At 68.1% G+C, this 25976-nt stretch carries 24 protein-coding genes, 3 tRNA genes and 3 pseudogenes; 20 read left to right on the forward strand and 10 right to left on the reverse strand.

The annotated features are described in order from the left end of the window. Positions 1 to 4 precede the first annotated feature (4 nt). The gene (gene htpX / locus AB0F77_RS08695; protein WP_361943681.1) at positions 5 to 868 is read left to right on the forward strand and encodes a zinc metalloprotease HtpX; all 864 of its coding nucleotides are present in this window, start codon (positions 5 to 7) and stop codon (positions 866 to 868) included. Then, positions 865 to 981: pseudogene (locus tag AB0F77_RS08700) on the forward strand (YccF domain-containing protein); the annotation flags it as partial. The gene htpX and the pseudogene AB0F77_RS08700, both read left to right, overlap by 4 nt. Here AB0F77_RS08700 and AB0F77_RS08705 read toward each other — a convergent pair. Together AB0F77_RS08705 and AB0F77_RS08710 are read right to left on the reverse strand one after the other, a co-directional pair. Continuing rightward, positions 959 to 2926, reverse strand: coding sequence for a recombinase family protein (locus AB0F77_RS08705; RefSeq protein WP_361943684.1), 1968 nt, complete (start codon positions 2924 to 2926; stop codon positions 959 to 961). The pseudogene AB0F77_RS08700 and the gene AB0F77_RS08705 overlap by 23 nt on opposite strands. A 211-nt stretch (positions 2927 to 3137) precedes the next feature. Next, positions 3138 to 4130, reverse strand: a pseudogene (locus AB0F77_RS08710) (replication initiator); the annotation flags it as partial. Between the two features lie 13 nt (positions 4131 to 4143). Between AB0F77_RS08710 and AB0F77_RS08715 the strand changes: the two are divergent. Both AB0F77_RS08715 and AB0F77_RS08720 read left to right on the forward strand, forming a co-directional pair. Further along, entirely contained in the window at positions 4144 to 4638 is a 495-nt protein-coding gene (locus AB0F77_RS08715; RefSeq protein WP_361943687.1) for a hypothetical protein, read from the forward strand. 140 nt (positions 4639 to 4778) lie between these two features. Next, on the forward strand, positions 4779 to 5357 hold the full coding sequence (locus tag AB0F77_RS08720) for a hypothetical protein (RefSeq protein WP_361943690.1): 579 nt from the start codon (positions 4779 to 4781) through the stop codon (positions 5355 to 5357). Between the two features lie 124 nt (positions 5358 to 5481). Here the strand turns inward: AB0F77_RS08720 and AB0F77_RS08725 are convergent, their stop codons facing one another. Together AB0F77_RS08725 and AB0F77_RS08730 are read right to left on the reverse strand one after the other, a co-directional pair. After that, positions 5482 to 8643 carry a hypothetical protein gene (locus AB0F77_RS08725; protein ID WP_361943693.1) on the reverse strand — a complete coding sequence of 1054 codons (3162 nt, stop codon included), beginning with the start codon at positions 8641 to 8643 and terminating at the stop codon, positions 5482 to 5484. A gap of 112 nt (positions 8644 to 8755) precedes the next feature. After that, positions 8756 to 9157, reverse strand: a complete 402-nt coding sequence (locus AB0F77_RS08730; RefSeq protein WP_361943696.1) for a YccF domain-containing protein — start codon at positions 9155 to 9157, stop codon at positions 8756 to 8758. Positions 9158 to 9276: 119 nt separating this feature from the next. Between AB0F77_RS08730 and AB0F77_RS08735 the strand changes: the two are divergent. The 3 genes and pseudogenes from AB0F77_RS08735 to AB0F77_RS08745 all read left to right on the forward strand — a co-directional run. After that, positions 9277 to 9567: pseudogene (locus AB0F77_RS08735) on the forward strand (YccF domain-containing protein); the annotation flags it as partial. A gap of 21 nt (positions 9568 to 9588) precedes the next feature. Then, positions 9589 to 10725 (forward strand): barstar family protein, encoded by a 1137-nt coding sequence (locus AB0F77_RS08740; protein WP_361943699.1) that lies wholly within the window; start codon positions 9589 to 9591, stop codon positions 10723 to 10725. Positions 10726 to 10824: 99 nt separating this feature from the next. Further along, complete coding sequence (locus AB0F77_RS08745; protein ID WP_361943702.1) at positions 10825 to 11394, forward strand: SMI1/KNR4 family protein; 570 nt, start codon at positions 10825 to 10827, stop codon at positions 11392 to 11394. A 93-nt stretch (positions 11395 to 11487) separates the two neighbouring features. Here the strand turns inward: AB0F77_RS08745 and AB0F77_RS08750 are convergent, their stop codons facing one another. Continuing rightward, complete coding sequence (locus AB0F77_RS08750; RefSeq protein ID WP_361943705.1) at positions 11488 to 12735, reverse strand: APC family permease; 1248 nt, start codon at positions 12733 to 12735, stop codon at positions 11488 to 11490. A gap of 218 nt (positions 12736 to 12953) precedes the next feature. On the opposite strand from AB0F77_RS08750, the gene AB0F77_RS08755 reads away from it, so the two are divergent. Beyond that, the gene (locus AB0F77_RS08755) at positions 12954 to 13220 is read left to right on the forward strand and encodes a GlsB/YeaQ/YmgE family stress response membrane protein (protein WP_361943708.1); all 267 of its coding nucleotides are present in this window, start codon (positions 12954 to 12956) and stop codon (positions 13218 to 13220) included. Between the two features lie 83 nt (positions 13221 to 13303). On the opposite strand, the gene AB0F77_RS08760 is transcribed toward AB0F77_RS08755, so the two are convergent. After that, complete coding sequence (locus AB0F77_RS08760) at positions 13304 to 13792, reverse strand: YajQ family cyclic di-GMP-binding protein (RefSeq protein WP_361943711.1); 489 nt, start codon at positions 13790 to 13792, stop codon at positions 13304 to 13306. 224 nt (positions 13793 to 14016) lie between these two features. On the opposite strand from AB0F77_RS08760, the gene AB0F77_RS08765 reads away from it, so the two are divergent. The 4 genes from AB0F77_RS08765 to AB0F77_RS08780 all read left to right on the forward strand — a co-directional run bounded on the left by AB0F77_RS08765 (position 14017) and on the right by AB0F77_RS08780 (position 16402). Beyond that, positions 14017 to 14098: transfer RNA gene (locus tag AB0F77_RS08765), tRNA-Tyr, on the forward strand. A 114-nt stretch (positions 14099 to 14212) separates the two neighbouring features. Beyond that, positions 14213 to 15568: a hypothetical protein gene (locus AB0F77_RS08770; protein ID WP_361943714.1), complete on the forward strand. Its 1356-nt coding sequence runs from the start codon at positions 14213 to 14215 to the stop codon at positions 15566 to 15568. Continuing rightward, entirely contained in the window at positions 15558 to 16112 is a 555-nt protein-coding gene (locus AB0F77_RS08775; protein WP_361943717.1) for an NUDIX hydrolase, read from the forward strand. The genes AB0F77_RS08770 and AB0F77_RS08775 overlap by 11 nt, the downstream gene beginning before the upstream one ends. A 77-nt stretch (positions 16113 to 16189) precedes the next feature. Next, entirely contained in the window at positions 16190 to 16402 is a 213-nt protein-coding gene (locus AB0F77_RS08780; protein ID WP_361943720.1) for a hypothetical protein, read from the forward strand. Positions 16403 to 16426: 24 nt separating this feature from the next. Here AB0F77_RS08780 and AB0F77_RS08785 read toward each other — a convergent pair whose 3' ends face one another. Beyond that, positions 16427 to 17083 carry an NAD(P)H-binding protein gene (locus AB0F77_RS08785; RefSeq protein WP_361943723.1) on the reverse strand — a complete coding sequence of 219 codons (657 nt, stop codon included), beginning with the start codon at positions 17081 to 17083 and terminating at the stop codon, positions 16427 to 16429. Between the two features lie 354 nt (positions 17084 to 17437). Beyond that, a complete protein-coding gene (locus AB0F77_RS08790; protein ID WP_361943726.1) occupies positions 17438 to 18706 on the reverse strand; it encodes an amidohydrolase family protein in 1269 nt (422 codons plus the stop codon). 281 nt (positions 18707 to 18987) lie between these two features. Between AB0F77_RS08790 and AB0F77_RS08795 the strand changes: the two genes are divergently transcribed. The 8 genes from AB0F77_RS08795 (at position 18988) to AB0F77_RS08830 (ending at position 24064) form a co-directional block, all read left to right on the forward strand. Beyond that, a tRNA-Thr gene (locus AB0F77_RS08795) sits at positions 18988 to 19060 on the forward strand. 45 nt (positions 19061 to 19105) lie between these two features. Further along, positions 19106 to 19178: transfer RNA gene (locus AB0F77_RS08800), tRNA-Met, on the forward strand. A gap of 90 nt (positions 19179 to 19268) precedes the next feature. Next, complete coding sequence (gene rpmG, locus AB0F77_RS08805; protein ID WP_003948671.1) at positions 19269 to 19433, forward strand: 50S ribosomal protein L33; 165 nt, start codon at positions 19269 to 19271, stop codon at positions 19431 to 19433. Positions 19434 to 19549: 116 nt separating this feature from the next. Then, complete coding sequence (locus tag AB0F77_RS08810; protein ID WP_361943729.1) at positions 19550 to 20011, forward strand: MaoC family dehydratase N-terminal domain-containing protein; 462 nt, start codon at positions 19550 to 19552, stop codon at positions 20009 to 20011. 5 nt (positions 20012 to 20016) lie between these two features. Further along, positions 20017 to 20445, forward strand: coding sequence for a MaoC family dehydratase (locus AB0F77_RS08815; protein WP_361943732.1), 429 nt, complete (start codon positions 20017 to 20019; stop codon positions 20443 to 20445). Between the two features lie 192 nt (positions 20446 to 20637). Continuing rightward, a complete protein-coding gene (locus AB0F77_RS08820; protein WP_361943735.1) occupies positions 20638 to 21204 on the forward strand; it encodes a helix-turn-helix domain-containing protein in 567 nt (188 codons plus the stop codon). A gap of 113 nt (positions 21205 to 21317) precedes the next feature. Continuing rightward, complete coding sequence (locus tag AB0F77_RS08825; protein ID WP_361943738.1) at positions 21318 to 22781, forward strand: DHA2 family efflux MFS transporter permease subunit; 1464 nt, start codon at positions 21318 to 21320, stop codon at positions 22779 to 22781. Between the two features lie 227 nt (positions 22782 to 23008). Next, entirely contained in the window at positions 23009 to 24064 is a 1056-nt protein-coding gene (locus AB0F77_RS08830) for a UDP-N-acetylmuramate dehydrogenase (protein ID WP_361943741.1), read from the forward strand. A gap of 37 nt (positions 24065 to 24101) precedes the next feature. Here the strand turns inward: AB0F77_RS08830 and AB0F77_RS08835 are convergent, their stop codons facing one another. Then, positions 24102 to 24731, reverse strand: a complete 630-nt coding sequence (locus AB0F77_RS08835) for an NAD(P)-binding oxidoreductase (protein WP_361943744.1) — start codon at positions 24729 to 24731, stop codon at positions 24102 to 24104. An 89-nt stretch (positions 24732 to 24820) separates the two neighbouring features. After that, positions 24821 to 25861, reverse strand: coding sequence for an adenosine deaminase (locus AB0F77_RS08840; RefSeq protein WP_361943747.1), 1041 nt, complete (start codon positions 25859 to 25861; stop codon positions 24821 to 24823). Positions 25862 to 25976 lie beyond the last annotated feature (115 nt).

Raw genomic sequence — 25976 nt, forward strand, 5'->3', positions numbered from 1 at the left:
TACCGTGCACCGCCGGCACAACGGGCTCAGGACCGCAGTTCTCCTCGGGGGACTGTCCGCACTCATCATCGTCATCGGCAGCTTCTTCGGCCGCATGGGCCTGATCGTCGCCGTTCTCGTCGCGCTCGGCACCAACGCGTACGCCTACTGGAACAGCGACAAGCTGGCACTGCGCGCGATGCGGGCCCGCCCGGTCAGCGAATTCGAGGCCCCGGCGCTGTACCGCATGGTCCGAGAGCTCTCCACCCAGGCCCGCCAGCCCATGCCCCGCCTGTACATCTCACCGACGGAGGCACCCAACGCCTTCGCGACGGGCCGCAACCCGCGCAACGCGGCCGTGTGCTGCACGGACGGCATCCTGCGCCTCCTGGACGAGCGCGAACTGCGCGGCGTCATCGGCCACGAGCTCAGCCACGTCTACAACCGCGACATCCTCATCTCCTCGGTCGCCGGAGCCCTCGCCTCGGTGATCATGTTCCTGGTCAACTTCGCCTGGCTGATCCCGGTCGGGCGCTCGGACGACGACGACGGCCCCGGTCTGCTCGGCATGTTGCTGATCATGATCCTGGGCCCCCTCGCCGCCACCGTCATCCAGCTGGCCATCAGCCGGTCCAGGGAGTACGAGGCGGACGCCTCGGGCGCCCAGCTCACCGGCGACCCGCTCGCCCTCGCCGGCGCCCTGCGCAAGCTGGAGGCGGGCACCAAGCAACTGCCGCTGCCCCCAGAGCCCCGGATCGAGACCGCGAGCCACATGATGATCGCGAACCCGTTCCGCCCCGGCCAGGGCCTGTCCAAGATGTTCTCCACGCACCCGCCGATGGCGGAGCGCATCGCCCGGCTCGAGAAGATGGCAGGTCGCCCCCGGTGAAGACCATCCTGAACGTCATTTGGCTCGTCCTGAGCGGCTTCTGGCTGTTCCTCGGCTACCTGCTCGCGGGCGTCCTCCTGTGCATCACCATCATCGGCATCCCCTTCGGGATCGTTCTTCTGCATTCAGCATCGCGCTCGGGTCGACCCGCCCTTCGATGACCATCGAGGGCAGTAGCCGGATCTCGGCGAGGGGGACCTGTTCCACGTCCGCAAGGGCAGCGTTCACGCGGCTCCAGGTGCCGTCGGACGTCCAGGCGTTGAAGTGCTTCGAGGCTTGGATGGTGGCGCCGGTTTCCTTGATCATGTTGGGCCATGACTTGCCGGTGCGCGCCTTGTAGAAGATGGCGTCCACGGATCGGCGGACGGTGCCCCTACGCCCCGTCGGGAGTAGGGGAGCGACCTTTGCCCAGTCCTCGTCCGAGAGCGCGGCAGCGGGGATACCGAAGTCGGTAGCGGAGTACCAGGCCCGTACGGTGCAAGGAACACCGCCGCGACGGTCGTCCGGTACCGGGCCAGTGATAGTGACCTTCAGCTCCAACACGGACAGGATGGCTGCTTGCTGCTCAGGAGCCATGTCCGGGAACGACTTCTTCGCCATGCCCGCCAGTGCGATGAGATCACGGGCGCGCTGATCGGACTCTTCCATCTCCGCCAGCCATTCGGCCGCCTCTCCGCGGAGGTTCTGGAGTTGTTGGAGTTCGTCGTTCAAGACAGCCGTAGCCGCCTCGATGGCGTCCGCGGACTTGCTCTGCTTGGCTGACGCGACGATGACGGCCGCGATGGAGGCGTTCATACCCTCGATCTGCTGGTCGAGGTCAGCGATGCGGTCGACAAGGGCAGCCGTGTCACCTTCCGCCAAACCGATCCACTCAGCAGCCAACTCCTGGAGTTTTTCGCTGTTGCTCGCGATCTCGGTGACGTGCTTCCAGACGTGCTTCTCAAGCGCGTCTGCGTCGATTCGGGAGCAGCCGCAAGACTTTTGGCTGGGATCGTTGGGCGCAGCGCCTGCGCACCTGTAGAACCGAGCCACCTCCCGGCCCGCTGTATAGCCGAAGCCCGAGTGAGTCTTGCCGCAGATGCCGACGATCCGACCGCTGAGCGGGTAGATCCAGCGTTGGCTGCTGCTGAGCTTCGCCGTTTCGGCGACCTTTCGGCGTAGCTCTGCGCTCTGTTCCTCGGTCAGGATTCGAGGCAATCCGATCCTGACGGAGTCGCCCCAGATGAGGTCGCCGTTTTCGTCCCTCTTGGCATGCTTGCCACGAAAGACGAGCACAGCGTCCAGTACGGGAGCTGACATGATGCGATCTCGGAGGTTGTCCCGCGTCCATGTCTTGCCGGATCGTGCCGTGATCCCCTCGCCGATCAGGCGAATTGTGGCCTTGCGGAGGTTGAGCCCCTCGCCGACCACCAGGTCATACACATGCTTGATGACCTTCGCCTCTTCCTCATCGATCACCAGGTACGAGCCAGGGGTCCCCTTGTTGGCGATGCGGTAGCAGTAGGGAGCACGCCCACCGATGTGCGCGGCCGGCGTCAGCTCCGCTTTTTCCTGCAAGCCGCCCTGAGTGCGGTCGCGGATCGTCTCCCATTCGGTCTCGGCGTAGTCAGCATCCCGGCGCATCTTCTTGCGCCCCTCGGTAGTGGTGTTGTCGTAGTCGTCAGCAACGACAGCGACGAAGACGCCGATGTCTTCCAGAGCCCAGACCCAGCGCCAGAAGGCACGACCTTTGCGGCCGATCACACGGCCGTCAGGCACAACCACGATGTCGAAGGGGCGTGGAGTCTGCTGGGCGTCGTCCATGAGCCGCTTCAGATCACCACGGTCAGCAGCTTCCAGAGAGCCCGAGACACCCTCGTCCTTGTACGTGGCGACATGAGTCCACTGCTTGAGGGCGATGTGCCGAGTGGTCTTGCGGCTTTGCCGAGCTACGCCGTAGCCCTTCTTCTGCTCTTCGGTCGAGACACGTAGGTAGTCGACTGCGCGCAGAGTACGTGCGCCGACTGCGCGGGCAGCGGTCTCGATGGATGAAGACAGGGGTGTGCTTACATTGGACACGTCGACTCCTAGTCAGTCGGCCAGCCCCGGGGCGGTGCCAGCCGCTGCCGGGGCGTTTGTCTTAAGTTCCAGGGTAGCTCGGGTTTCTGACAAGCCGTCGGTCTTTCTGTCATTCGTTCGCCGACGTGCTCTCGGCCCGAACAGAATGCGCAGGAGTAACGCGCGCTCGGCAGGAGACAGCGTCTTGTCCGGGAGCCATATGACCTGGGTGTCAGCCATCAGATCCACCCCGTTGCTGTGCTGCCTCCCGGCTCAACTCTCGGTTGATGGCGAGGTCTTCGTAGATGCCCGCGGCGATCAGCGCGCCGCCGGGGGAGTGGCCGCAGCCGGCATAGCGCCAACGGGAATCCGCGATCGTGCCTGATGGCTCGAAGCGGCCGACGTGATTGGCACGTTCGGCCCGCAGCGCTGCGTACGTGGTGGAGTAGGCACGGGACTTGGTGAGGATGTGGCCGCGGTAGCCGAGGGTGTGAGTCCAACTCCGCAGACTGAGCGTGGCGTATTCAGGTAAGCCACCAAGACGCCAACAAGTCCGCATGAGGGTACGTACGTGCTCACTGGTAGGTGCCGCCTCGATCCCCTCCCAGCTGGTGACTTGGTGATCTGTCCCGGCGCCTGTGTCGCTTGCTCCCTTGGTTACGTACTTGGCCACATACGCGGCTACGGCGTCGTCATCAGGGCCGTCGGGTGTGTGCAGAGGGCGGATGTCGATCTGGTTGCCCCACCTGAGCGCGCATTCGCCCACGGCGGGACTGTAGGGAGTGCGGACCAGGACCCGCCCAGCGGAGGCCCGGACCACATCGGTCAGCCGCTCAACAGTGCCCCAGGTCGGAGGTTCGTCGTCCGGTCCGTTCGGGCCATCGAGGCGGACCACGGCGTGGACGTGCACGGCTGCCCGCTTCTGATATTCGGCGATGCGGGCGAAGGACAGCCGCGTGTGCTTCGCGAAGGCGGACTGTACGAGGCCGGCGGAAGAGGCGAGGCGCCGCCGGGCGTCGATGACGAACCGGTCCCATAGCTTGCTGGCATGCGCGTGCCACAGGACATGGCCTGTGTAGTCGTAGCAGTCCAGGCACAAGGGTTGGCCGATCGAGGGAGCGTCGGGGGAGTGGACTGTGCCGCAGCTGAGGGGACGGCCGTGTTCGCATGCGCCGCTGTTACGGCGGGGGGGACGGCATCGCTCCCCGGCACGGTGGACCGGGCCGAAGGAGGGGGCGGTGAGGGTGACGAAGAGCCGAGGCCGGTTCCTAGTCCGAGACTCCCTCGACGCCGGCCGCGCCCGCCTGGACCGCCTACCTCGCCCAGATCACCCTGAGCACCACTTCATCATCGACCCCGATAAATGGGACTTCTACGAGATGGACGCCTATCGCCTCCTCGGAGATGACGAGCGCGCCGCCGCCCACGCCAGGTCCGTGATCCGTATTAGCGCCGGCCCTGACGGCACCGAGATCTCCCCTATGCGTGCCGCTGAAGCCCGCCTGACCCTCGGGGTCGCCGCTGCCCGCACCGGGGACATAGAGGAAGCCGTCGGCATGGGCACCACTGCACTCGAAGCCGACCGGAAATCTCTTCCGTCCTTGCTTTTAGTCGCCGACGAGCTGGACAAGGAGCTTCGCTCCCGTTACCCCCGAGAAGCCTCAACACGTGATTTTCACGAGCGAGTCATGACCATAAAACGAGGCGCCGCCAGGCCCGAGCTTCCTTTCTGACAATTACGGTCTCCGTGTCCGGGGCTGGCCAGCCCCGGTGTGAAGACGTAGCAGCGCCGCAAATCTGCTGCTATTGCTTGCAGTAGAGAACGACGATCCCCCCCCCGCAGAGTCTTTATTCGTTGGTATGATGTGCGGCCATGGATGCAGGATTGGCCGCAGTGTGCGGCGCATTGGCGGGTGCTGTCGCAACGACCGGCGCCGCTTTTGCCACAGGATGGTGGCAGCGCGAGAATGTACTTATTGCGGCACGTGCTGAACATCGGAGACAGCGGAGAGAGCCGCGAAGCGATGTTTACAAGACCTTCGTTGCTGCAGTCGTGGAAACACGCGATTGCGCGGGAGCGGGCCCAATGGGGGGCGGCATCGCTATCAGCCAGTTTGGACCTGAGCGGTTTACCCACGACTTTGCAGCACTGGTTGGCGAGCGAGTTAATCGGGTTAGGGAAGCATGGCTGAACGTCTCTATTTCAGGGCCAGATGACCTAGCAGCCCTGGCCACGTCGATGGATGACAAATGCGCAAGCCTCGCCTTCACGTCCGCTTTGCTCGTGAGTTCAGTGCAGAGACTGACAGAAGAACAGCCGACTTCAGAAAGCTTCGAGTTTCATTCAAGGAAGTTTTCGGAAGACGCTCATAGCCTCACACCTTTGCTCACCAGATTCATGGCCAGAGCACGGGAAGTTCTCGACGAAGACGGCACAGTCAGACGGGCTTAGCATTCTTGCAACGGTGACTAAATGAGCTGAGTCGGAGGTGGGTCAACCCATCTATTGCGGACGATTTTCAACTCTCGTCCGACGTGATGGTCAGGACTGCACGACCTCATTCGATCCTTCTCTACTATTCCATAATTCCACGTTCAAGCAGGGTAGTTCGAAGCCGTTTGTATTCTGTGGTCTCCGTGAGAGAGGCGGCGTTGACAAGTGCGCCCTTCGCTATGGTGCCAATATTTCGCCGATCCCAGTCGTCCTGCAAGCCGCGGACAAGGAGATTGAGAATTTTCAAAGTAATTTCTGACTGAGGCTGGGACGAGGCTGCTCTATCGGCTACTTCGTGCGACCAGTCGATGTTTCCTGACGAAATTTCCAAGGTCTCGACCATGAGGCCATTCCATATCGCCTCGTCGATGGATGTTACTTCTGCCATCCAGCCGAATCCGTAAAGCTCGCCGGCTGACTTCAGCTTGATGGCTTCGCGCCAGAAGGAGATGGCTGATTCAACGATGCCACTCTCGACCGTTGTGTCACCTCTCAGGAGTCGGCCGATGAACTCGCCAGCCGCTGAGACCTTCTCGATCCTCTTGAAGAAAACGACGGATTCGGCCACAGAGTATCCACTGAATCCGTTCAGAAGGCCAACGATGTATTGGGCCATAGAGTTTTCTACTTCGCGGACTACGGCGTCCTCAACCTGCTTTTTATAGTTCTCTAGAAACCAGCGTCGGGGCTGTCCCCAGCGCAGTGTCAAGTCGGCTGTTAGCTGCCCCATTCCAGACGGAGCATCGTCACCGAATAGCAGGGAGTGATTTTGATTGAACCACTCTTCATCAAGATACTTAATGAACCCGAACCGAGGTCCTATGATGGCGCGGAACTGTGATCCATCTGCACCTTCAAGACGGAGTATCGAATCAAGTACTTCACGGAAGTCTGGACGTACGGGCTTCCCGCTCCTTCGCTCAAACGCGAGGAACGAGAGAAGAGAGTCCAGAGCACGCGTGCAGGGCCGGTTTATCGCAGCCGTCAGATGATCCGAATCATCACCAATCCCGGACCCTTCGCTGCGGTTTCGAACCTCGGTGAGCAACAGATTCCAGGCGTAGTCGCTATCTTCCGAGAAGCCGGCGTTGCTGTCTGCCAATGTCTTTATCAGAGCGACTCCTGCGTACTCGACGGGCCTCCAGGTCTCATCGAAATCGAAAGAATTGTCCCCCAGTGCTATGACTGGCCATGGGTGCGTCCGGGTCAATCTAATGAGATCGAGAAGAGCACCGCTGTATTCGGCGCGGAGCGAGGATTCAGAATCCGAGAGCGCTACGAGATAGTGACTGATGTATGTGGGGTGGCGCAGAGCACTAGCAACAGCGATGGGTGACGTCGCCCATGCTGGAATATCGCTCTTAACCACCCTCTCTAGGGTACGGGCCAACTCTCGCGCACTTGCCTGCCCACCATCGGCGCCGGGGCGCCATTCTGAGATCTTTTGTGCCGCTACCAGAGGCGGAAGGCTTTCAAGTTCGTTGTCCTCGATTGGGCTGCCCGTGAAATAAGCTTGGAACCTCGGAGAGCTTTGGAGATGCTCGCGGCTCGGCTGTCCGTAGGAAGCAGACATCACGGCTATTGCATTTTCCCAATCACTCCACACCCCCCGAGAGAGTATGGCGCTCCATTGGTAGGCGTGACGCCACTCTTTTGGTACTGAGTTATCCGCCAGAGAGGTACCCAGTTCAGCCAGCTCTGGTGGGCTACCCAGAGCTTCTTTCCATGATTGTTCGAAAAGGTCCGCGTCGCAGCTTCCCGCGACCATGTCAACCAAATCTGCGTCATCTGCATTCGGATTTCGTGACAGGATACCTTCTGAAATCGCTGAAATCATCAACGAACTGTCGGCTGCCTGGCTATTGGCGAGGATCCATGTGCGAACGCGCGATTTCAGGAGACCGTTGAGCGGTTCGACCGAGTTGAGTAGCTTAGTCGAATCGCAGAGCGGTATAGATTTCCGTAGGCATTCGACGAGGGTGGTCAGGGCAACGCTAAAATGCTTCGCCCAAGGAGTGTCCTTAACGCCGTCACCTAGATGGCCTTGATCGTAGGGGAAGTTCCTCCAATCGAGATCATTGACCGATGGTGACTTGAGCTTGTAGCAAAGCAGCTTGATGCGCGATTCACAGTTCTCCTCAGTTAGGCCAGCGCAATAGGCTGCTGTCAGCTTGGGTGTGTAGGGTTCTACCTCATCCCACGTATTGGAATTCAAGATCCGATCCGCAACTTTCTCAACGAAGTCACTCGAAGGATCCGCTTTTTCTGCTGCGGCTATAGCGAAGGAAGCGATCGGGCGTGACTTCCTATGCTTATTCAGGGTCCGAACAATGATCCCGTGACCTTGTTCGCCAAGCTCAAGGGCGACCCTTGAAATGTACCAGGAGCTTTCTGTGTCGCTTCCATAATTATCGAAGAGCCGCTCGAGTATGGATTCGAGCTTCTCGCTGTGATGGAGACGCAAATTTTCCACAGCTGCGAATACGGGCCAACCGGCATTTTCAGGCGATGGAGCTAGGAGGTTTGCGTCATAGAGGAACTCAAGCCATGTCGAGTTGCGAACCCGCTTTAGGAAATAGGTGAGATGCTGCGGTGTGGAAACGAGGCCGATTAGTTGCTTGCGATTGTCTTCCGTGGGATCCTCAAGCGCTGCCAGTTCATCGAGAGTGGAGAATCTCATTTCCGGAGGCAGGAAGAGTTGATTGAGAATCGCTAGGCACTCATCCCAGATGCCTCGGGCCTCCGCCGTGTCCATATTTCCGTGAACTGCTCTATCCAGGCGATCCAAAATTCCCTGATAGGTTTCTACGGGTTTGATGCCTTCAGAGAGGGGGGCGACTCCGGTCCTATTGATCATGACAGTAATTAGTTTCTTTTGGTGAATCCTCTCCTGTGTGTGGGTGATCGCCATCTCGTCGATCTTCTGTATCAATCCACTAAGGGCCAATTCTTGGTCTTCGCCCGGAAGTCCTTTGGCTAGTTCATAGCGCTTTTTTGCTTCTACGACCGCGCGCGAGCGGACTGACCATTCTCCGCCTCCACCGGTCCGTTGGGAGGCGGGAATGGCTTTCATGGCTTCGCGGAGTGAATAGGCGATAAGCTCTGCGTGACCCGGTAGTGCATCTTCAGGCATCAGGAGAAGGGCTTCTGCCGCACGCAAGAACTCGACTGCGCGTTTCCCGTCATCCATGAATTCATCAACAAGATGTTCAAGGAGGTTGGGGTTCAGGCGCTGGGTCGTCATGCTTGGTTGTAGCACGGATGACGGTGTAACAGGGAGGCGTAGGGAGGGATTTCGCAGGTGTGACCCCGCCTGCTATGCGGGAGGCTGAGAGGTGTGATACCCGCTCCCACGGTCACCTGCCTCCGAAGCCTTGGTCCGTCGGCACCACTTCACGTCCCAACGGCATGAGTGAGATCGGGATCAGCTTCAAGTTGGCCCACCCGAAGGGGATCCCAATGATCGACAGGAACAGCGGGATGCTCGTGATCAGGTGCCCCAGAGCCAGCCACCAGCCCGCGAAGATCACCCAGATCACATTCCCGATGAACGACCCAGCCCCGGCGCCCGGCCGCTCCACAGTGGTGCGGCCGAACGGCCAGAGGACGAAGCCGGCGATGCGTAGGGACGCGATGCCGAAGGGGATGGTGACGATCAAGATGAAGCAGATCAGCGCGGCGATCACGTAGCCGATCGCCATCCAGATGCCGCAGAAGACGAGCCAGATGATGTTCAGCAGCAGGTTGAACAGCTTCATGATCGACACCTCTCCAGGTGGGTCCGCCGGTACTGTCCTGCTACCACCAGTATCAGCAGGTCACGCGTTCAGGCGGAACCGGAGAGCCCTTGTAGCGTGATCGGGAACGTAGGGAGACGATCCCGTTCGGGATCGCCGCCTTCCGGATCGGCGTCTACGCCCTGTGGCCCTTCGGGTACACCACGGTCGAGCGCCGCGACGCCGGAGCACCGTCCTGCGTCGGCAACGTCCTGTGGCTGGTCCTCGCGGGCTGGTGGCTCGCCCTCGCCCACATCGTCACCGGCATCGCGCTGTGCCTCACGGTCATCGGCATCCCCTTCGGTGTCGCCAACTTCAAGCTGATTCCGGTCTCCCTGCTGCCGCTGGGCCGTGAGATCGTGCCCACGGACCAGCCGTTCGCGACGCGCTGACCACACGCGGGGAGGGCGAGGGTGGGGGCACCCGAGTACGCGGTGACGGCATACGGCACGGGCCCCGCGGACCACGAGCCGTGGGCCCTGTGCGAGAGCGCCCGGAACCTCTTCGCCGACCCGCCCGCACCGGCCCGCGCGGTGTACGAACTCCTCGGCTGCGCTCCCGAAGGATCACTTCGAGCCGCCCTCGCCCGCGCGCGCACGACGGGTTCGGCCCCCCTCGGCACCCTCGTCCTGGAGCCCTTCGACGACCGCTACGAGTGGGCGGGGGAGTGGTACCTGGAGGGCGTCCGGATCATCGGCGACCGCCCCGCCGCACACGACCCGTCCCTGCGCGACATCACCGTCGAGGCCGCCCAGTACGAGGACGACCCGCCCGACCACGCGCCGTCGCAGCCGGGCTACCGACTGGCGGCGCAGGGCCGCATGCAGGAGGAACTCCTCGGTACCTGCCAGGACGTGGTGCCCCACCCAGGCGGACGGCCGGGGACACCCGACCCGCCCGTGCGACTGCTCGGCTGCGAGGTGAGCGGCGCGCTGCGGGCGGCGATGGAGGCGGGTGAGGAGTACCTCGGCCACGCTCGGGTGATCCGGCTCGACAGAGGAGGACGGCCGCTCCAGACGGCCGCCGAGGGCGAGCTGATCTCCTGGATCCCGTCCGCGCACGGCCCCGGCCGGGTCGACCTGGCCCTCGAACCCTGGTCGGACCGCCCGCCGCCCGCGGCCCGACAGGTCTGGCAGGCATGGGAGTACGGCCGTCCGGCGGAGCCCGGCGCCTGGTCGGCGTGCGGAGCGTCGGGCCGTGAGTACTGGCTGACCACCGCCCTCGACAACCGCGACCCCGACCGTCCCGACGCGCCGCCCGGAAGCACGTTCCACCTCGACGGCCGTCATGTCACCGACATCCCCGGCTTCTTCTGCGCCCTCGGCGAGGCCGTGAACGGCCCCGGCGGCTACTTCGGCCGCAGCCTCGACGCCACCGCCGACTGTCTCTGCGGGAACTACGGCGCGGCCTGGCCCTTCGTCCTCGTCTGGCACGACTCCCACGTGGCCCGCACCTGTCTGGGTCCCACACCGCTCCTCGAAGGCCCGCCGAGTTTCGAGGAGGTCCTCGACTTCTTCGAGGAGAAGGGCATTGACGTCCGACTGGTCTGACCAACCGTCACACCGTGGTGATCTCATACGAGTTGTCCACAAGTCCGGAGTTGTCCACAGGCTCACCCGAATGTCAGTGGCGGCTTGCATCATGAATCCATGACCGAGAACGAGCAGCTGCTGACACGGGTGGCCGAAGAGGCCCGCACCTCCCGTCCCTGGGGCTGGCCTTCACTTCCCGCGCCCGTCGACGCAGGCACGCTCGACCGCGCCGAGGCCGGCCTGGGCTTCGCCCTGCCACCCCTCCTCGCCGCGCTCTACCGCCGTATAGGGGACGGCGGATTCGGCCCGGAGTACGGTCTGCTGCCCCTCCTGGACAGCTCGCCCTCGGGCGAACCGGCCGTCGTCCCCCAGTACCTCGCCAACCGTGAGGACGGCCGCAAGGACCCCGACTGGCCCTGGCCCGAGGGCGTCCTGCCGATATCCCACTGGGGCTGCGGGATGTACGCGTGCGTGGACTGCCACGACGAGAGCAGCCCCGTCCTCCTCTACGAGCCGAACGCCGACGCCGCAGACGACGCCTGGTACGTGGACGCGCCCACCCTCACTGACTGGCTGAACGCCTGGCTCGACGGCACGGGCTGGTACGACGAGAACCACGCGGACACGGAACTGGCCCCCTGGACCGACTTCCGCATACGCGCGGCCCGCCCGCCCAGAGCCTCCTGAGACGGCGGCCGTCCCGCACCACCTGCGCTTCGTGAGTGCCGCCACGTACGACCGAGGCGGCCGGCGGGCCATCACCGCACCGGCCGCCCGCAGTCACCGCGTCCCGGAAACCCGCCGCCGCACGCCGTAGGCGATCACACCCACGGCCAGCACACCCGCCCCCACGACCACCGAGACCGCGGGCAGCGCGAACGCCAGCGTCACACACCCCAGCAGTCCGACCACCGGTACCACGCGCGAGGAAGGAGCCGGATCCAGCGTCCAGGCCGACGCGTTGGCCACCGCGTAGTACGCCAGCACACCGAAGGAGGAGAAACCGATCGCACCCCGCACATCCACCGTCGCGGCCAGCACGGCCACCACCGCACCCACGGCCAGCTCGGCGCGGTGCGGCACCTGGAACCGCGGGTGCACCGCGGACAGGGCCCCGGGCAGATGGCGGTCCCGGGCCATGGCGAGCGTCGTCCGGGACACCCCCAGGATCAGCGCGAGCAACGACCCCAGCGCGGCCACTGCCGCCCCCACCCGCACCACCGGTACGAGACCCGGCACCCCGGCCGCCCTCACCGCGTCCGCCAGCGGCGCGGCCGCGTCGCCCAGACCGTCCGCGCCGAGCACGGACAGCACGGCGACGGCCACACACGCGTAGACCACGAGTGTGATCCCGAGGGCCAGCGGAATCGCGCGCGGAATGGTCCGTGCCGGGTCCCGGACCTCCTCGCCCAGCGTCGCGATCCGCGCGTACCCGGCGAACGCGAAGAACAGCAGGCCGGCCGCCTGGAGCACCCCGCCCGCACCCGACGGGACCCCGACGTCCAGCCGCCCGGCATCGGACCGACCGGAGGTGAGACACACGACCACCACACAGGCCAGCACCGCCAGCACCACGGCCACGATCACCCGCGTCAGCCACGCGGACTTCTGGATGCCGCCGTAGTTCACCGCGGTCAGCGCCACCACGGCCGCGACGGCGACCGCGTGCGCCTGATCCGGCCAGACGTACGCGCCCACCGTGAGCGCCATCGCCGCACAGGAGGCCGTCTTCCCGACCACGAACGACCAGCCCGCGAGATAGCCCCAGAAGTCCCCGAGCCGCTCCCGCCCGTACACATAGGTGCCGCCCGACTCCGGATACAGGGCGGCGAGCCGCGCGGAGGAGGACGCGTTGCAGTAGGCCACCACGGCCGCGACGGCCAGCCCGAGCAGCAGCCCCGAGCCGGCCGCGTGCGCCGCGGGCCCCAGGGCGGAGAAGACGCCGGCGCCGATCATCGAGCCGAGCCCGACGACCACGGCGTCCCGTACGCCCAGCGTGCGCCGCAGACCGGGATCGGAGCGTGTCATGCGCCGCACCCTACTGACCGGTGCAACCGCCGGGTGCACCGGCGGCGTCCTCCTCGGCAACGTGGCACGAACAGGTGTGCCACGGGCGGTGCGGAAACGCACACGGAGCACGAACGGCACGGAACACGGGGCGCACGGCCCACGCGGAGCAGTCGGCCCGGACGAGATTCACAGGTTCCGGACTGCACGGGCGCGGCGCGGAAGGGCAGGTTCACGGTATGAGCATCATCGGCTGGATCATCCTGGGACTGTTGGCCGGCGCCATCGCCAAGATCCTGCTGCCCGGACGCGATCCGGGTGGCTTCATCGGTACGACCCTCATCGGCATCGTGGGCGCGTTCATCGGCGGCTGGATCTCCGCCCGCTGGCTGGACCACCCCATCAGCAAGGACTTCTTCGACGGCGCCACCTGGGCGGCGGCCATCGGAGGCTCACTCGTCCTCCTGATCGTCTACCGGCTCCTGTTCGGCAACTCACGCGAGTGACGCGCGGGAGCGGCGCGGCAGACAGAGAGGAGGGGGCGGGTACCGTGACGGGCCCGCTCCCTCCCACCTGTCTGCCGTACGGACTACCGGTAGTTCACGAACTGGATCGCGAAGTCGAAGTCCTGGCCCTTCAGGAGGGCGATGATCGCCTGGAGGTCGTCGCGGCTCTTGGAGGAGACCCGCAGTTCGTCGCCCTGCACCTGGGCCTTCACACCCTTGGGACCCTCGTCCCGGATGATCTTCGCCACCTTCTTCGCGTTCTCCTGGGAGATGCCCTCCTCGATCGAGGCGAAGATCTTGTACTCCTTGCCGGAGAGCTGCGGCTCGCCCGCGTCCAGCGCCTTCAGCGAGATCCCGCGCTTGATCAGCTTGGACTGGAAGACGTCGAGGACGGCCTTGACCCGCTCCTCGGAGTTCGCCTCCATCAGGATCTTCTCGCCGGACCAGGAGATCGAGGCGCCGACGCCCTTGAAGTCGTAGCGCTGCGAGATCTCCTTGCCGGCCTGGTTGAGGGCGTTGTCGACCTCCTGCCGCTCGACCTTCGAGACGATGTCGAAACTGGAGTCGGCCATGTCCTGTGGCTCCTTGTATCAGGGGGCGTATCGGGTGCGTCCGGCGCGCCTGCTGGGCGGTCACCGAGTCCGGCACGGAGCCGGTCCGCATCCGCACCAGCCTAGCCATCCCACGACGCACGAGCGCAGATCAATCGGGTGGCGAACCACCCCTCGGCATCGGGTATTGTTTACGTCGTTGCCAGGGAGCACCGCCGAAAGCGGGTTCGAAGGCAGCAAAACCCGGCGGTGTGCCCGAGCGGCCAAAGGGAGCAGACTGTAAATCTGCCGGCTCAGCCTTCCCAGGTTCGAATCCTGGCGCCGCCACACTGGGAAAACCCCCTTCGATCAACCATTACGGTAGGTCGGAGGGGGTTTCTTGGTATGGATGCCACAGGGGGCCGGCACATGACCGCGGTGCTCAGCACGGGGTGGGACAGCGTGAGACAGCGGAGCCGGCTGAGTGGGCCGGCTGCCGGGGCCACCGTCCCGATGGAGCGGCTGCCGGCCTTTGAGCGGGCCGAGCTGCTCGGGCGGCTGCGCTGGGAGGTCATCCAGGGCGGCTCCCTGTTCCTGACGTACCCTCAACTGCTCGACGGCGCCCTGTTCGCGGTGCTCCGGCCCGCCGCGCTCCTCGACGAGCTGGCGATCGGGGCGATCGGCGGCGGGGCGGTCCTGCCGATCCGGGTGAACTCACGCGACGCGGACCTGGCCGGACAGCTGACCGCGATGCTCTCGACCGGTTTCCTCTTCTCCTCCCTGCCGATCCCCGACGACCAGTGCCTCCGCCTCCAGCGGGAGCTGGCCGCCCGCGCGGACGCCGAGGCCGCGCGGGCCGTCCTCGCCGCCGAGGGACCGCTGGGCGCGGCGGACCGGCTGCTGGCCGCGACCGGAGTCCTCGACACCCCGCTGCGGCGACGCACCGTCGCCCGGTGGGGGGACTGGCTGGAGGCCGCCGACCGCGGCCGACTGGAGGTCAGCCCCCTGGTGCCGGCCGACTACGCGACCGCCTACGCGCTCTGTCCCCCGCCCCGCCCCCAGGACGCGGCCAGTGACGAGGGGCGGGCGGTCCTCGCCGCCTGGACCGGCGGGGAGTTCGACGTGAACGGCCTGCCCAACCGCAGCCGCCTGTACGAGAGCCTCGACCCCTTGCAGGGTTCAGGCGACCGCGCGGTGCGGACGGACGCGCAGATGCTGCGGGAGTCCTTCGACGAGACGTACTACCGCGCCATAGCGGCGAGCGAGGACTGCCTGCTGGGCCTGGCCTCGCCACGACGTGGCGTCCGGCGCCGCGAGGCGGCGACGATGGGCGAGCAGACACCGGTCGTGATCTATCCGACCCGGTTCGAACTCCGGCTCGGCCTGATGAGCGGTGAGCAGTGGCAGCGCTTCACGGACGACGCGGACGACGCCCTGACCCGCTGGTGGCACCGGCGTGACCTCGCCGCACTGCAGGAGGTGGGCGACCTGCTCGCGGGGCGTACGAAAGAACCGCCGGCCGGTGGCGTCACGGACGACGTGTCCGTGACGCGACTGCAGCGGTTCGTGCAGGGCGCACGCGGGGCCACCGCCCAGATGGTCGCGGGCGGCGGCATGGGCCTGGCGAGCAGTCTGCTCGGTCAGGGGACGTCCGGGGCGTTCGCCTCCGGCGCGGGCGGGGCGCTCGCACCGGTCGTCGTCGCGGCCGTGGCCGCCGGGGTGACCCGGCTGACCGATTTCCGCGGACGGTACGACGTGATCGAGCTCCCCGAGCTACCCGGGTCCGGGGCACACGGAAGAGGGCCTGATGGACGCTGAGGCGCCGCGCACCCACACCCACAAGACCTACACCGACACCGACGGCGGGCGATGGTGCGAGGTCTACCTCGACACCTACCGTCTGCCGTCCGGCGCCGAGACCGTCCGGCACCGCGTCCGCGTCGGCGGTGGCCGCACGGGTGTCGTGGTGCTGGCCCGCCGGGGCGACGACATCCTGATGGTCCGCCAGTGGCGGCCGACCGTCGGCCGGTGGGCCTGGGAACTGCCGCGGGGATTCGGCGAGACCGACCCCGTCTCGGACGCGCTGCGCGAGCTCGTCGAGGAGACGGGGCTGGTGGGCACCGCGGCGACCGTGACGGCGTACATGGACGTCGACTCCGGCCTGCTGGAGAACGAGGTCGCCGTCGTCGAGGTCGCCGTCCGGGAGGACGCCGTGCTGCGTCCCGACTCGGCCGGTGACGGGGAGATCGCGGCCGCGCGCTGGTGGAGTCCGGACGAGATCGCCAAGGCGATCCAGGCGGGCGAACTGCGCGACGGTTTCACGCTCGCCGCGCTCGGGGCGTCCAACGCGGCCCGCGGCTAGGCAAGATTCCGCGCCCGACGCTCGCGACCTGCGCGGGGGCTCGGTACGGGTGGTGCGGCGCGGGGCACACTGGCCTCATGTCGTCCCGTCGCAGAACCTGTCCCGTGTGCCGCCGTGAGATCGCCGTCGTCGCAGGACGGTTCGCGCGGCACGATCCGCCCGGGGCACGGGAGCACCACGAACTCGTCTCCTGCGCGGGATCCCGGCAGCAGGCTCAACTCGGGGCGGTCCAGCCGTCGTTGGACGGCTACGCCGTACCGGACTTCCCCGGGCAGTTGCCTCTCTTCTGACGGTTCGACGGATGGTGGGCAACCTCAGTTCCCGGCCACCGACTTCACCGCGACCGACACCGGCGTCGACCCACCGATCAGCTCCAGCGTCAGCCCGGTCGTCGCCGCGCTGTCCACCAGCTCCGTGAGCACCGCGGCCACGTCCTCGCGCGAGATGGGGCCGCGGCCCGTGTGGGCCTCCAGGCGGACCAGGCCGGTGCCGGGGTCGTCCGTCAGGGCGCCGGGGCGCAGGATCGTCCAGTCCAGGGCGGTCAGCCCGGCGACGTGCGCGTCGGCCTCGCCCTTGGCGCGCAGGTAGACGTCGAAGACCTCGTCGCCCCGGTGGGCCGGGTCCGCGCCCATCGAGGAGACGATGACGAAGCGGCGTACGCCCGCGCGCACGGCCGCGTTCGCGAACAGCACCGCCGCGCCCTTGTCCACCGTGTCCTTGCGGGCCGCGCCGCTGCCCGGGCCGGCGCCGGCCGCGAACACCGCGGCGTCCGCGCCCTGGAGATGGGCCGCGACCTCCTCCAGCGCGGCGGACTCCAGGTCGAGCAGCACCGGTTCGGCCCCGACCTCCCGCAGGTCGTCGCCCTGCTCCTCCTTGCGGATGATCCCCGCGACCTCGTCCCCGCGCGCGGAGAGCATGCGCTCCAGCCGCAGCGCGATCTGTCCATGACCACCAGCGATGACAATGCGCATGTCTCCGACCGTACGCCCCACCGGCCCCGACCGCCGCACGGTCCGGGAGCGGCGGGAGCGGGGGAGGGAGCGCGCCCGGGGGCACGAGTGCGAGCAGGGGCGCTCACGCTCTGCCGAGCGCCCGAGGCGTACGCCGGGGGAAGGAGAGCGAGGAAGGGGGGTGGGGAAGGGGAGCGGCGTGCGGGCGAGCGGCTTCGCGGGGCACGCACTTCATCCGCCGGACGCCGGGCGCGCACCCCACACGCACGCCGGGGCAGAGAGCGCCCACGCCCCACCGCCCGCACGCCCCCCGCGCGCTCCGCCGCACACCCCACACCTGTCCCCCCCCCGCACCCCACCCCCGCACCACACGCCCTACGACAACTCCTTGCGCCCCTGCCTCGGCAGCCCCGGCTCTCGCGCCGACGCCGAGTTGCAGTACTCCCGCACCGCGCTCGTCCGGGCCACCACCCGCCCCCGGTGCACCACGATCCGGCTGTACGCGAGCGACAGCGCGCCGGCCAGATGGCCGGCGCGCACGGCGAGGAGCTCAGCCGGGAAGCCCGCCTCCACACGGACCTCCGGGAGACCGAGCGCCGCGCGGGCCGAGGCGCTCACGGCGTCGTACGCCTCCTCGGGGCGCAACCCGTGGCGCGAGGCGAGCAGATAGGCGGCCTCCAGGGGGTCGCCGCGCCCCACGGGGTTGGAGACGTCGCGCAGGGCGCCGCTTCCGGCGGCGACGCGGACACCGGCCGCCCGCAGCAGCCGTACCGGGGCCGTACCCCGCCGGTCGGCGCTGCCGCAGCCGCCCTGGGGCAGGCACACGACCGTCACCCCGGCCGCCGCGAGCTGGTCGGCGAGGCGGGAGGCCGCGTCCGTGCTGAGGAGCGCCAGACCGGCACACGGGCCGAGGGCCACGCCGGGGCGCAGACCAGCGGCCATCGCCGCGAGCCGGGACAACCGGGCCGGATCGGTGGCGTCCGTGTGCAGGTCGACGGAGCAGCCGTGCTCGGAGGCCAGTTCCAGGACCGCCGCCACGTACCCGGTGGGATCGGGGTCCAGATCCGGACGGCCGCCCACGACGGTGGCGCCCATCGTCACGGCGTCCCGCAGCATCGCGAGGCCGTCCGCGCCGGCCACCCCGGTCAGCAACCGCGGTGTCGCGACCGGTGTCAGGCCCGCCAGGCCGCGCAGCGAGCGCCGTGCCCGGAGGACCGCGGCCAGCGAGCCGAGTCCCTGGACATCACCCACGCGCACGTGCGCGCGCTGGGCGGTCGCCCCGTGGGCGAGCTGGAGCAGGGCGGCCTCGGTGGCCCGGCGCTGGACGTCCTCGGGTTCGCACGGGACCGGCCCGGCGTCCTCGGCCGACAGGGCGGTGTCGGCGTGGGCGTGCGGTTCGGCCGGGGCGGGGAGCAGCAGGTAGCCGCTGAGGTCCACGTGCGCGCCGCCGGAGCGGGCCGGGCCCGGCGCCAGGCTGCCGGCGGTGCCGACGGCCTCGATGCGCGCGCCCGCGAGCCGTACGTCCACGGTCCGGCCGTCGGTGAGCCGGGCGCCGCACAGCAGGAGGGCGGCCCCGTCCGGGTGCCCGGAGGAGCCGGGCGGGTTCGACGACGGCGGGGGCGGCTGCGGGCGGCTGTCGGGCATCGCGCTCCAGGGGATCGGGGGTCCGGCGGGCCACGGGACGGGGAGGCTCGGGGACCGTGCACGGGGACGCAAGATCACGCAGAGTGAGTCGAGCCTAGGGCGGCCGGACGCGCGGGGCGCGGAGGAGCGCAATAGTCGTACCGGCGTGGTCCCGTCGCTGGCGGGAAGGGGTGCGCGAGGGGGTCACGAGGCTGCCGGGATCCGCGCGGAACGGGCCTGGACAGGCGGTGTGAAACGGATTTGGGTGAACGGCTGCCGAGCGTGTAATGTCTTCATCGCTCGCCCCAATAGCTCAGTCGGCAGAGCGTCTCCATGGTAAGGAGAAGGTCAACGGTTCGATTCCGTTTTGGGGCTCTGGTGTGAGAGGTTCCCGTCGCGAGGCGGGACTGATCTCATCAAAGCGGTGTAGCTCAGTCGGTAGAGCAAGCGGCTCATAATCGCTGTGTCACCGGTTCAAGTCCGGTCACCGCTACTGACAGTAGCCGATTGCGGGGTCGGTCCTTCGATCGGCTACTCTTTCTTGCGTTGAATTAGTCCATCCGTTCGTCTTAGGAGCACTCACGTGGCTGCCACCGACGTCCGCCCGAAGATCACGCTGGCCTGCGTGGAGTGCAAGGAGCGGAACTACATCACCAAGAAGAACCGGCGTAACAACCCGGATCGTCTTGAGATGAAGAAGCACTGCCCGCGTTGCAATGCGCACACCGCGCACCGCGAGACGCGATAACAACAGGCTCGTCCACGAGGCCGCCCCGCAAGTCCGGGGGCGGCCTCGCGGCGTTTTCGCGGGTCGGTTCCCGCCGGCTCGTGGCTTCCACAGCGAACATCAGGAGGTGCCGGGCCATGGCGCTCGACCAGTCCTTCGTCGGGCGGACCTATCCGCCCACCGAGCCCTACGAGGTGGGCCGGGAGAAGATCCGAGAGTTCGCCGAGGCGGTGGGTGACACCAATCCGGTGTACACGGACGCCGAAGCGGCCAAGGCATTCGGTCACTCCGATGTGATCGCCCCGCCGACCTTCGTGTTCTCGATCACTTTCCGGGCCGCGGGACAGGTCATCGAGGACCCCCAACTCGGCCTGGACTACAGCCGGGTGGTCCACGGCGATCAGCGGTTCGTCTACGCCCGCCCGGTGCGGGCCGGTGACCGGCTCTCCGTCGTCTCGACCATCGAGTCGATCAAGTCCCTGGCGGGCAACGACGTCGTGGACATCCGGGGCGAGGTCCACGACGAGGCGGGCGAGCACGTGGTCACCGCTTGGACCAAGCTGGTGGCGCGCGCGGCCGACGCGGAAGGGGAGGGCTGAGCCCGATGACGGCGAAGATCGCTTACGACGAGGTCGAGGTCGGCACCGAGCTGCCGGCGCAGACCTTTCCCGTGACCCGCGCCACGCTGGTGCGGTACGCGGGCGCCTCCGGGGACTTCAACCCGATCCACTGGAACGAGAAGTTCGCCAAGGAGGTGGGCCTGCCGGACGTCATCGCGCACGGCATGTTCACCATGGCCGAGGCGATCCGGGTGGTCACCGACTGGACCGGGGACCCCGGCGCGGTGGTCGAGTACGGCGTCCGCTTCACCAAGCCCGTCGTCGTCCCCAACGACGACCGGGGCGCCCTGATCGAGGTCAGCGCCAAGGTCGCCGCCAAGCTCGACGACAACACCGTGCGCGTGGACCTCACCGCCATGAGCGACGGCAAGAAGGTGCTCGGCATGTCCCGGGCGGTCGTGCGACTGGCCTGAGCGCGGACCGACCGCGGCGCGGTGCGGGTTCGCCGCGCCGTCCGAGCGGGTCGCGTACGGCGAGGTAAGGGGCGTCCTCCATAGCGGGGTGCCCCTTACGCGCGTCGGGGGGGCGTGAGCACGCACTCACCGCCCATCACACGCCCCCGACCCCCCTTGACGAAGTTAGTGATTGAGTACTAACTTTCTCGCATGGTCAGGATGAGCGCAGAAGAGCGGCGCGAGAGTGTCATCGCGGCGGCCATCGCCGAGTTCGCGAGGAAGGGCTACTACGGCACTTCGACGGAGGCGATCGCCAAGCGGGTCGGCGTCTCGCAGCCGTATCTCTTCCGGCTCTTCCCGGGCAAGAAGGCGATCTTCGCCGCCGCCTCGCTGCGCTGCGTGGATGACGCGTGCCGTGTCCTCGGGCAGGCGGCCGAGGGGCTGGAGGGCGAGGAGGCGCTGCACGCGATGGCGGCGGCGTACGTCCGGCTCATCCAGGAGCAGCCGGAGCGCCTCCAGATGCAGATGCAGACCTACGGCGCGGTCTCGGCCGCCGAGGCGGAGGGGGACCACGCCTTCGGCGAGGCGGTGCGGGCCAGTTGGATGAAGCTCTGGGAGACCGTGCACCTGCCGCTGGGGGCGGACGTGGAGGAGACCACGACCTTCCTCGCGTACGGAATGCTCATCAATACCCTCGCGGCCATGGGGTTCCCGTCGGAGCACCGGGTCTGGGAGGGGATCTATCCGATCGCCCGGGTCTCCGGGCGGACGGAGTAGTAGGCGAACCGAACAGGGGGACAGGGGGAGGCAGGGTTCACCGCCTTTTCATGCCCGCGAAAGTTAGTAATCAATAACTACCCATTGATCGTGGATCACGCTCTGGGGGAGCGATGTCACAGCAGACCGAACCGACGCAGACCGAACCGACCACCGAACGCCGCGGGGGAGCCGTCTGGGCCCTCGTCATCACCAGCGTCGCCGGCTTCATGGCGGCCCTCGACAACCTCGTCGTCACCACCGCCCTGCCCTCCATCCGCAAGGACCTAGGCGGAGCGCTGGACGACCTGGAATGGACCGTGAGCGCCTACACGCTCACCTTCGCCGTCCTGCTGATGTTCGGTGCGGCGCTCGGCGACCGGTTCGGCCGCCGCCGGCTGTTCATCGCCGGGCTCACCGTGTTCACCGGCGCCTCCGCCGCCGCGGCCATGGCGCCCGGCATCGGCTCCCTCATCGCCGCCCGCGCGGTCCAGGGCGTCGGCGCCGCGGTGATGATGCCGCTCACGCTCACCCTGCTCACGGCGGCCGTACCGGCGGCCAGGCGCGGGATGGCGTACGGCATCTGGGGCGCCGTCAACGGACTCGCGGTCGCCTCCGGGCCGCTCATCGGCGGCAGCCTCACCGAGCACGTCTCCTGGCACTGGATCTTCTGGCTGAACGTCCCGCTCGGCCTGGCGCTGCTGCCGCTGGCCCGGCTGCGGCTCGCCGAGTCGTACGGCACCGGAGCCCCGCTCGACGTCCCCGGCACGCTGCTCGCCAGCGGCGGTCTGTTCGGCATCGTGTACGGGCTGGTCCGCGGCCCCGCCGACGGCTGGACGGCGCCCTTCGTCCTGACCGGGCTGTTCGCCGGCACCGCCCTGCTCGTGGGCTTCGCCCTCTACAGCACCCGCGCCAAGAACCCCATGCTGCCCATGCGGCTGTTCCGCTCCCGCGCCTTCTCCGGGATCAACGTGGCGAGCCTGCTGATGTTCCTCGGGATGTTCGGGTCGATCTTCCTGCTCAGCCAGTTCATGCAGGGTGTGCTCGGCTACTCGCCCACCGAGGCCGGCCTCAGGATGCTGCCCTGGACCGGCATGCCGATGCTCGTCGCCCCGATCGCCGGAATCCTCTCCGACCGCATCGGCGGACGCCCGGTCGTCGCGACGGGCCTGTTCCTCCAGGCCGCAGGACTCGGCTACATGGCGTACGTGATCGCCGCGGACGTCTCCTACGCCGCCCAGCTGCCCGCCCTGATCCTCAGCGGCATCGGCATGGCCCTCTACTTCGCCCCGGCCGCCAACCTGGTCATGTCCAGCGTCGGCGCACACGAACAGGGCATCGCCTCCGGCGCGAACAACGCGCTGCGCGAGGTGGGCGGCGCGCTCGGCATCGCCATCATGTCGTCGATCTTCTCGGCGCAGGGCGGTTACGAGTCCGCACAGTCCTTCGTCGACGGTCTGCGGCCCGCCCTGGTGACCGGCGCCGCCGTGGTCGCCCTGGGCGCCCTCGCCGCCCTGGCGATACCGGCCCACCGCCGCGCCGCGCGGCCGGTGACACCGCCCGAGCCGGAGCCGGTGCTGGAGAGCGCGGCGAGCTGAACCCGCGCGGCACCCGCCGCGACGGTCCAACCCCGGTGGTCTCCGCGACGAGGTTCGCGGAGACCACCGCCGTGTTGCGCGCACCTGGTGGGACCCTCCGCCTCGCGGAGCCTCCCGCGTGTGGGAGAGACGCGCGGGGGAGAAGAGAGGGGAGCGTTCTCGTGGCGCTCCCCTTCGCGCGCGGTGGCCGCCCGGTGCTGTCGGCCGTGTCTCGTAGTCTTGGGCGCGTGCAGGAACTCCACGACGCTCCCCTCGCCCCGCTGACCACTTTCCGGCTGGGCGGTCCCGCGACCCGGCTGGTCACGGCCGTCACCGACGACGAGGTGATCGCCGCCGTGCGCGAGGCCGACGACAGCGGCACTCCGTTGCTGGTCATCGGCGGTGGCTCCAACCTCGTCATCGGCGACAAGGGCTTCGACGGCACCGCCCTGCGCATCGCCACGCGCGGCTTCGCACTGGACGGCACCCGGCTCGAACTGGCGGCCGGCGAGGTGTGGACCGACGCCGTCGCGCGCACCGTGGAGGCCGGGCTCGCCGGGATCGAGTGCCTCGCCGGCATTCCGGGCTCGGCCGGCGCCACGCCGATCCAGAACGTCGGGGCCTACGGCCAGGAGGTCTCCGCCACCATCACCGAGGTCGTCGCCTACGACCGCACCGCGCGCGAGACGGTCACCCTGACCAACGCCGAGTGCGTGTTCTCGTACCGGCACAGCCGTTTCAAGGCCGACCCGCGGCGGTACGTCGTCCTGCGCGTCCGCTTCCTGCTGGAGGACGCGGACGGGCTGTCGGCGCCGGTCAAGTACGCCGAGACCGCGCGCACGCTGGGCGTCGGGCCGGGGGAGCGCGTGCCGCTCGCCGCCGCCCGCGAGACCGTCCTGAAGCTGCGCTCCGGGAAGGGCATGGTGCTGGACCCCGAGGACCACGACACCTGGTCGGCCGGGTCGTTCTTCACCAACCCGATCCTCACCCAGGAGGAGTTCGCCGCCTTCCACGCGCGGGTACGGGAACGGCTGGGCGACGGCGCCGAGCCGCCCGCCTACCCCGACGGGGACGGCCGGACGAAGACCTCCGCCGCCTGGCTGATCGACAAGGCCGGTTTCACCAAGGGGTACGGCAGCGGACCCGCGCGGATCTCCACCAAGCACACCCTCGCCCTCACCAACCGGGGCGGCGCCACCACCGAGGACCTGCTCGCCCTGGCCCGCGAGGTCGTCACCGGCGTCCACGCAGCCTTCGGCATCACCCTGGTCAACGAGCCCGTGACGGTAGGCGTCAGCCTCTGAACCCGCCCGCTGCGCCCAGCGCGCCCACGTACACCACCTAGTACGCCACCCCCACGCCCCGCCGGACCGTCCCCGGGTCGTCGACCGTCGCGAGCATCACGTGGGCCACGTCCGCGCGGGAGATGAAGCGGCCCCTGGGCGGGAAACCGCCGACGACCGTGCGGTACGTGCCGGTGAGCGGCCTGTCCCGCAGGCGCGGCGGTCGTACCGACGTCCAGTCGGTGCCGCTGCGCGCGAGTTCCGCCTCCGTCTCCCGCAGGTCCGCGTAGACGTCCCTGAGGAGCGCGGAGACGACGCCCCGCGCGGCGCGGTCGAGGAGACCGTCGGCCGGCTCGGGGCCGACCGGGCCCGCACTGACCACGACCAGCCGCCGTACGCCCTCGTCCGCCATGGCCGCGAGGACCGTACGGGTCAGCCGGGACGTGATCCCGGCGTCCCCGCGGCGGCGGGCTCCCAGGCCGGACAGGACCGCGTTCCGGCCCGCCACGGCCGGGCGGATCGCCTCCGGATCGGTGAGGTCGGCGCGGAAGACCTCCAGGCCGGGGCCCGTCACGGTCAGCCGGGCCGGATCGCGCACGACGGCCGTCACCCGGTGCCCGGCGGACAGCCCCTGACGGACGATCTCCCGGCCGATGCCGCCGGTCGCGCCGAAGACGGTGAGGTGCATGACGTCCTCCTCGTTCCCCCGTTACCGGGGCCCCTCGTCCCAGGGTCCCCCCGTTTCCGGGCTTCCCCGCTCCCGCGCGTGGCGGCATCTCAGTCGACCGGGCCGGCCAGCCAGTCGTCGATGCCCGCCAGCAGCTTCGCCCGTTCGTCCTCCGGCGCCGCCGACCCCCTGACCGACTGCCGGGCCAGTTCGGCCAGTTCGGCGTCCGTGAAGGCGTGGTGCCGGCGGGCCAGGTCGTACTGCGCCGCCAGTCGGGAACCGAACAGCAGGGGGTCGTCGGCGCCCAGCGCCATCGGGACCCCCGCGTCGAAGAGCGTGCGCAGCGGCACGTCCTCGGCCTTCTCGTAGACGCCGAGCGCCACGTTCGACGCCGGGCACACCTCGCAGGTCACCCCCCGGTCGGCCAGCCGCTTCAGCAGCCGGGGGTCCTCCGCGGACCGCACACCGTGCCCGATCCGCGCGGCGTGCAGATCGTCCAGGCAGTCGCGCACGGACGCCGGGCCGGTCAGCTCACCGCCGTGCGGCGCCGCCAGCAGACCGCCCTCCCGCGCGATGGCGAACGCCCGGTCGAAGTCCCGCGCCATGCCCCGGCGCTCGTCGTTGGACAGCCCGAAGCCGACCACGCCCCGGTCCGCGTAACGCACCGCCAGCCGGGCCAGGGTGCGCGCCTCCAGCGGGTGCTTCATCCGGTTGGCGGCCACCAGGACCCGCATCCCGAGCCCGGTGTCCCGCGAGGCCGCCTCGACCGCGTCCAGGATGATCTCCAGCGCCGGGATCAGCCCGCCCAGCCGCGGTGCGTACGACGTCGGGTCCACCTGGATCTCCAGCCAGCCCGAACCGTCCCGCAGGTCCTCCTCCGCGGCCTCCCTGACCAGCCGCTGGATGTCCTCCGCCTCCCGCAGGCAGGAGCGAGCCGCGTCGTACAGCCGCTGGAAGCGGAACCAGCCCCGTTCGTCCGTGGCCCGCAGTCTCGGCGGCTCCCCGCTGGTCAGCGCCTCCGTCAGCGCCTCGGGCAGGCGCACGCCGTACTTGTCGGCCAGCTCCAGCAGGGTGGTGGGCCGCATCGACCCGGTGAAGTGCAGGTGCAGATGGGCTTTCGGCAGATCAGAGACATCACGTACACGCTCCATTGGAGGATCCTGCCGCACGCGCCCGCCGCCCCGGAAGCGGATTCCCCGAACGTGGTCTTGCTCGCACACATGCCCGGGGCCACCCACGGGAAGTCGTGGGTGGCCCCGGGAAGGA

The sequence above is a fragment of the Streptomyces sp. NPDC026672 genome (genome assembly GCF_040638185.1).
Classification (GTDB): Bacteria; Actinomycetota; Actinomycetes; order Streptomycetales; family Streptomycetaceae; genus Streptomyces.

Bases quoted from the DNA above. Each gene is read 5' to 3' on its own strand.
- AB0F77_RS08720 (WP_361943690.1), top strand. From the start codon at position 4,779: ATGGATGCAGGATTGGCCGCAGTGTGCGGCGCATTGGCGGGTGCTGTC.
- AB0F77_RS08725 (WP_361943693.1), bottom strand. From the start codon at position 8,643: ATGACGACCCAGCGCCTGAACCCCAACCTCCTTGAACATCTTGTTGAT.
- AB0F77_RS08730 (WP_361943696.1), bottom strand. From the start codon at position 9,157: ATGAAGCTGTTCAACCTGCTGCTGAACATCATCTGGCTCGTCTTCTGC.
- AB0F77_RS08745 (WP_361943702.1), top strand. From the start codon at position 10,825: ATGACCGAGAACGAGCAGCTGCTGACACGGGTGGCCGAAGAGGCCCGC.
- AB0F77_RS08750 (WP_361943705.1), bottom strand. From the start codon at position 12,735: ATGACACGCTCCGATCCCGGTCTGCGGCGCACGCTGGGCGTACGGGAC.
- AB0F77_RS08755 (WP_361943708.1), top strand. From the start codon at position 12,954: ATGAGCATCATCGGCTGGATCATCCTGGGACTGTTGGCCGGCGCCATC.
- AB0F77_RS08760 (WP_361943711.1), bottom strand. From the start codon at position 13,792: ATGGCCGACTCCAGTTTCGACATCGTCTCGAAGGTCGAGCGGCAGGAG.
- AB0F77_RS08775 (WP_361943717.1), top strand. From the start codon at position 15,558: ATGGACGCTGAGGCGCCGCGCACCCACACCCACAAGACCTACACCGAC.
- AB0F77_RS08780 (WP_361943720.1), top strand. From the start codon at position 16,190: ATGTCGTCCCGTCGCAGAACCTGTCCCGTGTGCCGCCGTGAGATCGCC.
- AB0F77_RS08785 (WP_361943723.1), bottom strand. From the start codon at position 17,083: ATGCGCATTGTCATCGCTGGTGGTCATGGACAGATCGCGCTGCGGCTG.
- AB0F77_RS08790 (WP_361943726.1), bottom strand. From the start codon at position 18,706: ATGCCCGACAGCCGCCCGCAGCCGCCCCCGCCGTCGTCGAACCCGCCC.
- AB0F77_RS08810 (WP_361943729.1), top strand. From the start codon at position 19,550: ATGGCGCTCGACCAGTCCTTCGTCGGGCGGACCTATCCGCCCACCGAG.
- AB0F77_RS08815 (WP_361943732.1), top strand. From the start codon at position 20,017: ATGACGGCGAAGATCGCTTACGACGAGGTCGAGGTCGGCACCGAGCTG.
- AB0F77_RS08820 (WP_361943735.1), top strand. From the start codon at position 20,638: ATGGTCAGGATGAGCGCAGAAGAGCGGCGCGAGAGTGTCATCGCGGCG.
- AB0F77_RS08825 (WP_361943738.1), top strand. From the start codon at position 21,318: ATGTCACAGCAGACCGAACCGACGCAGACCGAACCGACCACCGAACGC.
- AB0F77_RS08835 (WP_361943744.1), bottom strand. From the start codon at position 24,731: ATGCACCTCACCGTCTTCGGCGCGACCGGCGGCATCGGCCGGGAGATC.
- AB0F77_RS08840 (WP_361943747.1), bottom strand. From the start codon at position 25,861: ATGGAGCGTGTACGTGATGTCTCTGATCTGCCGAAAGCCCATCTGCAC.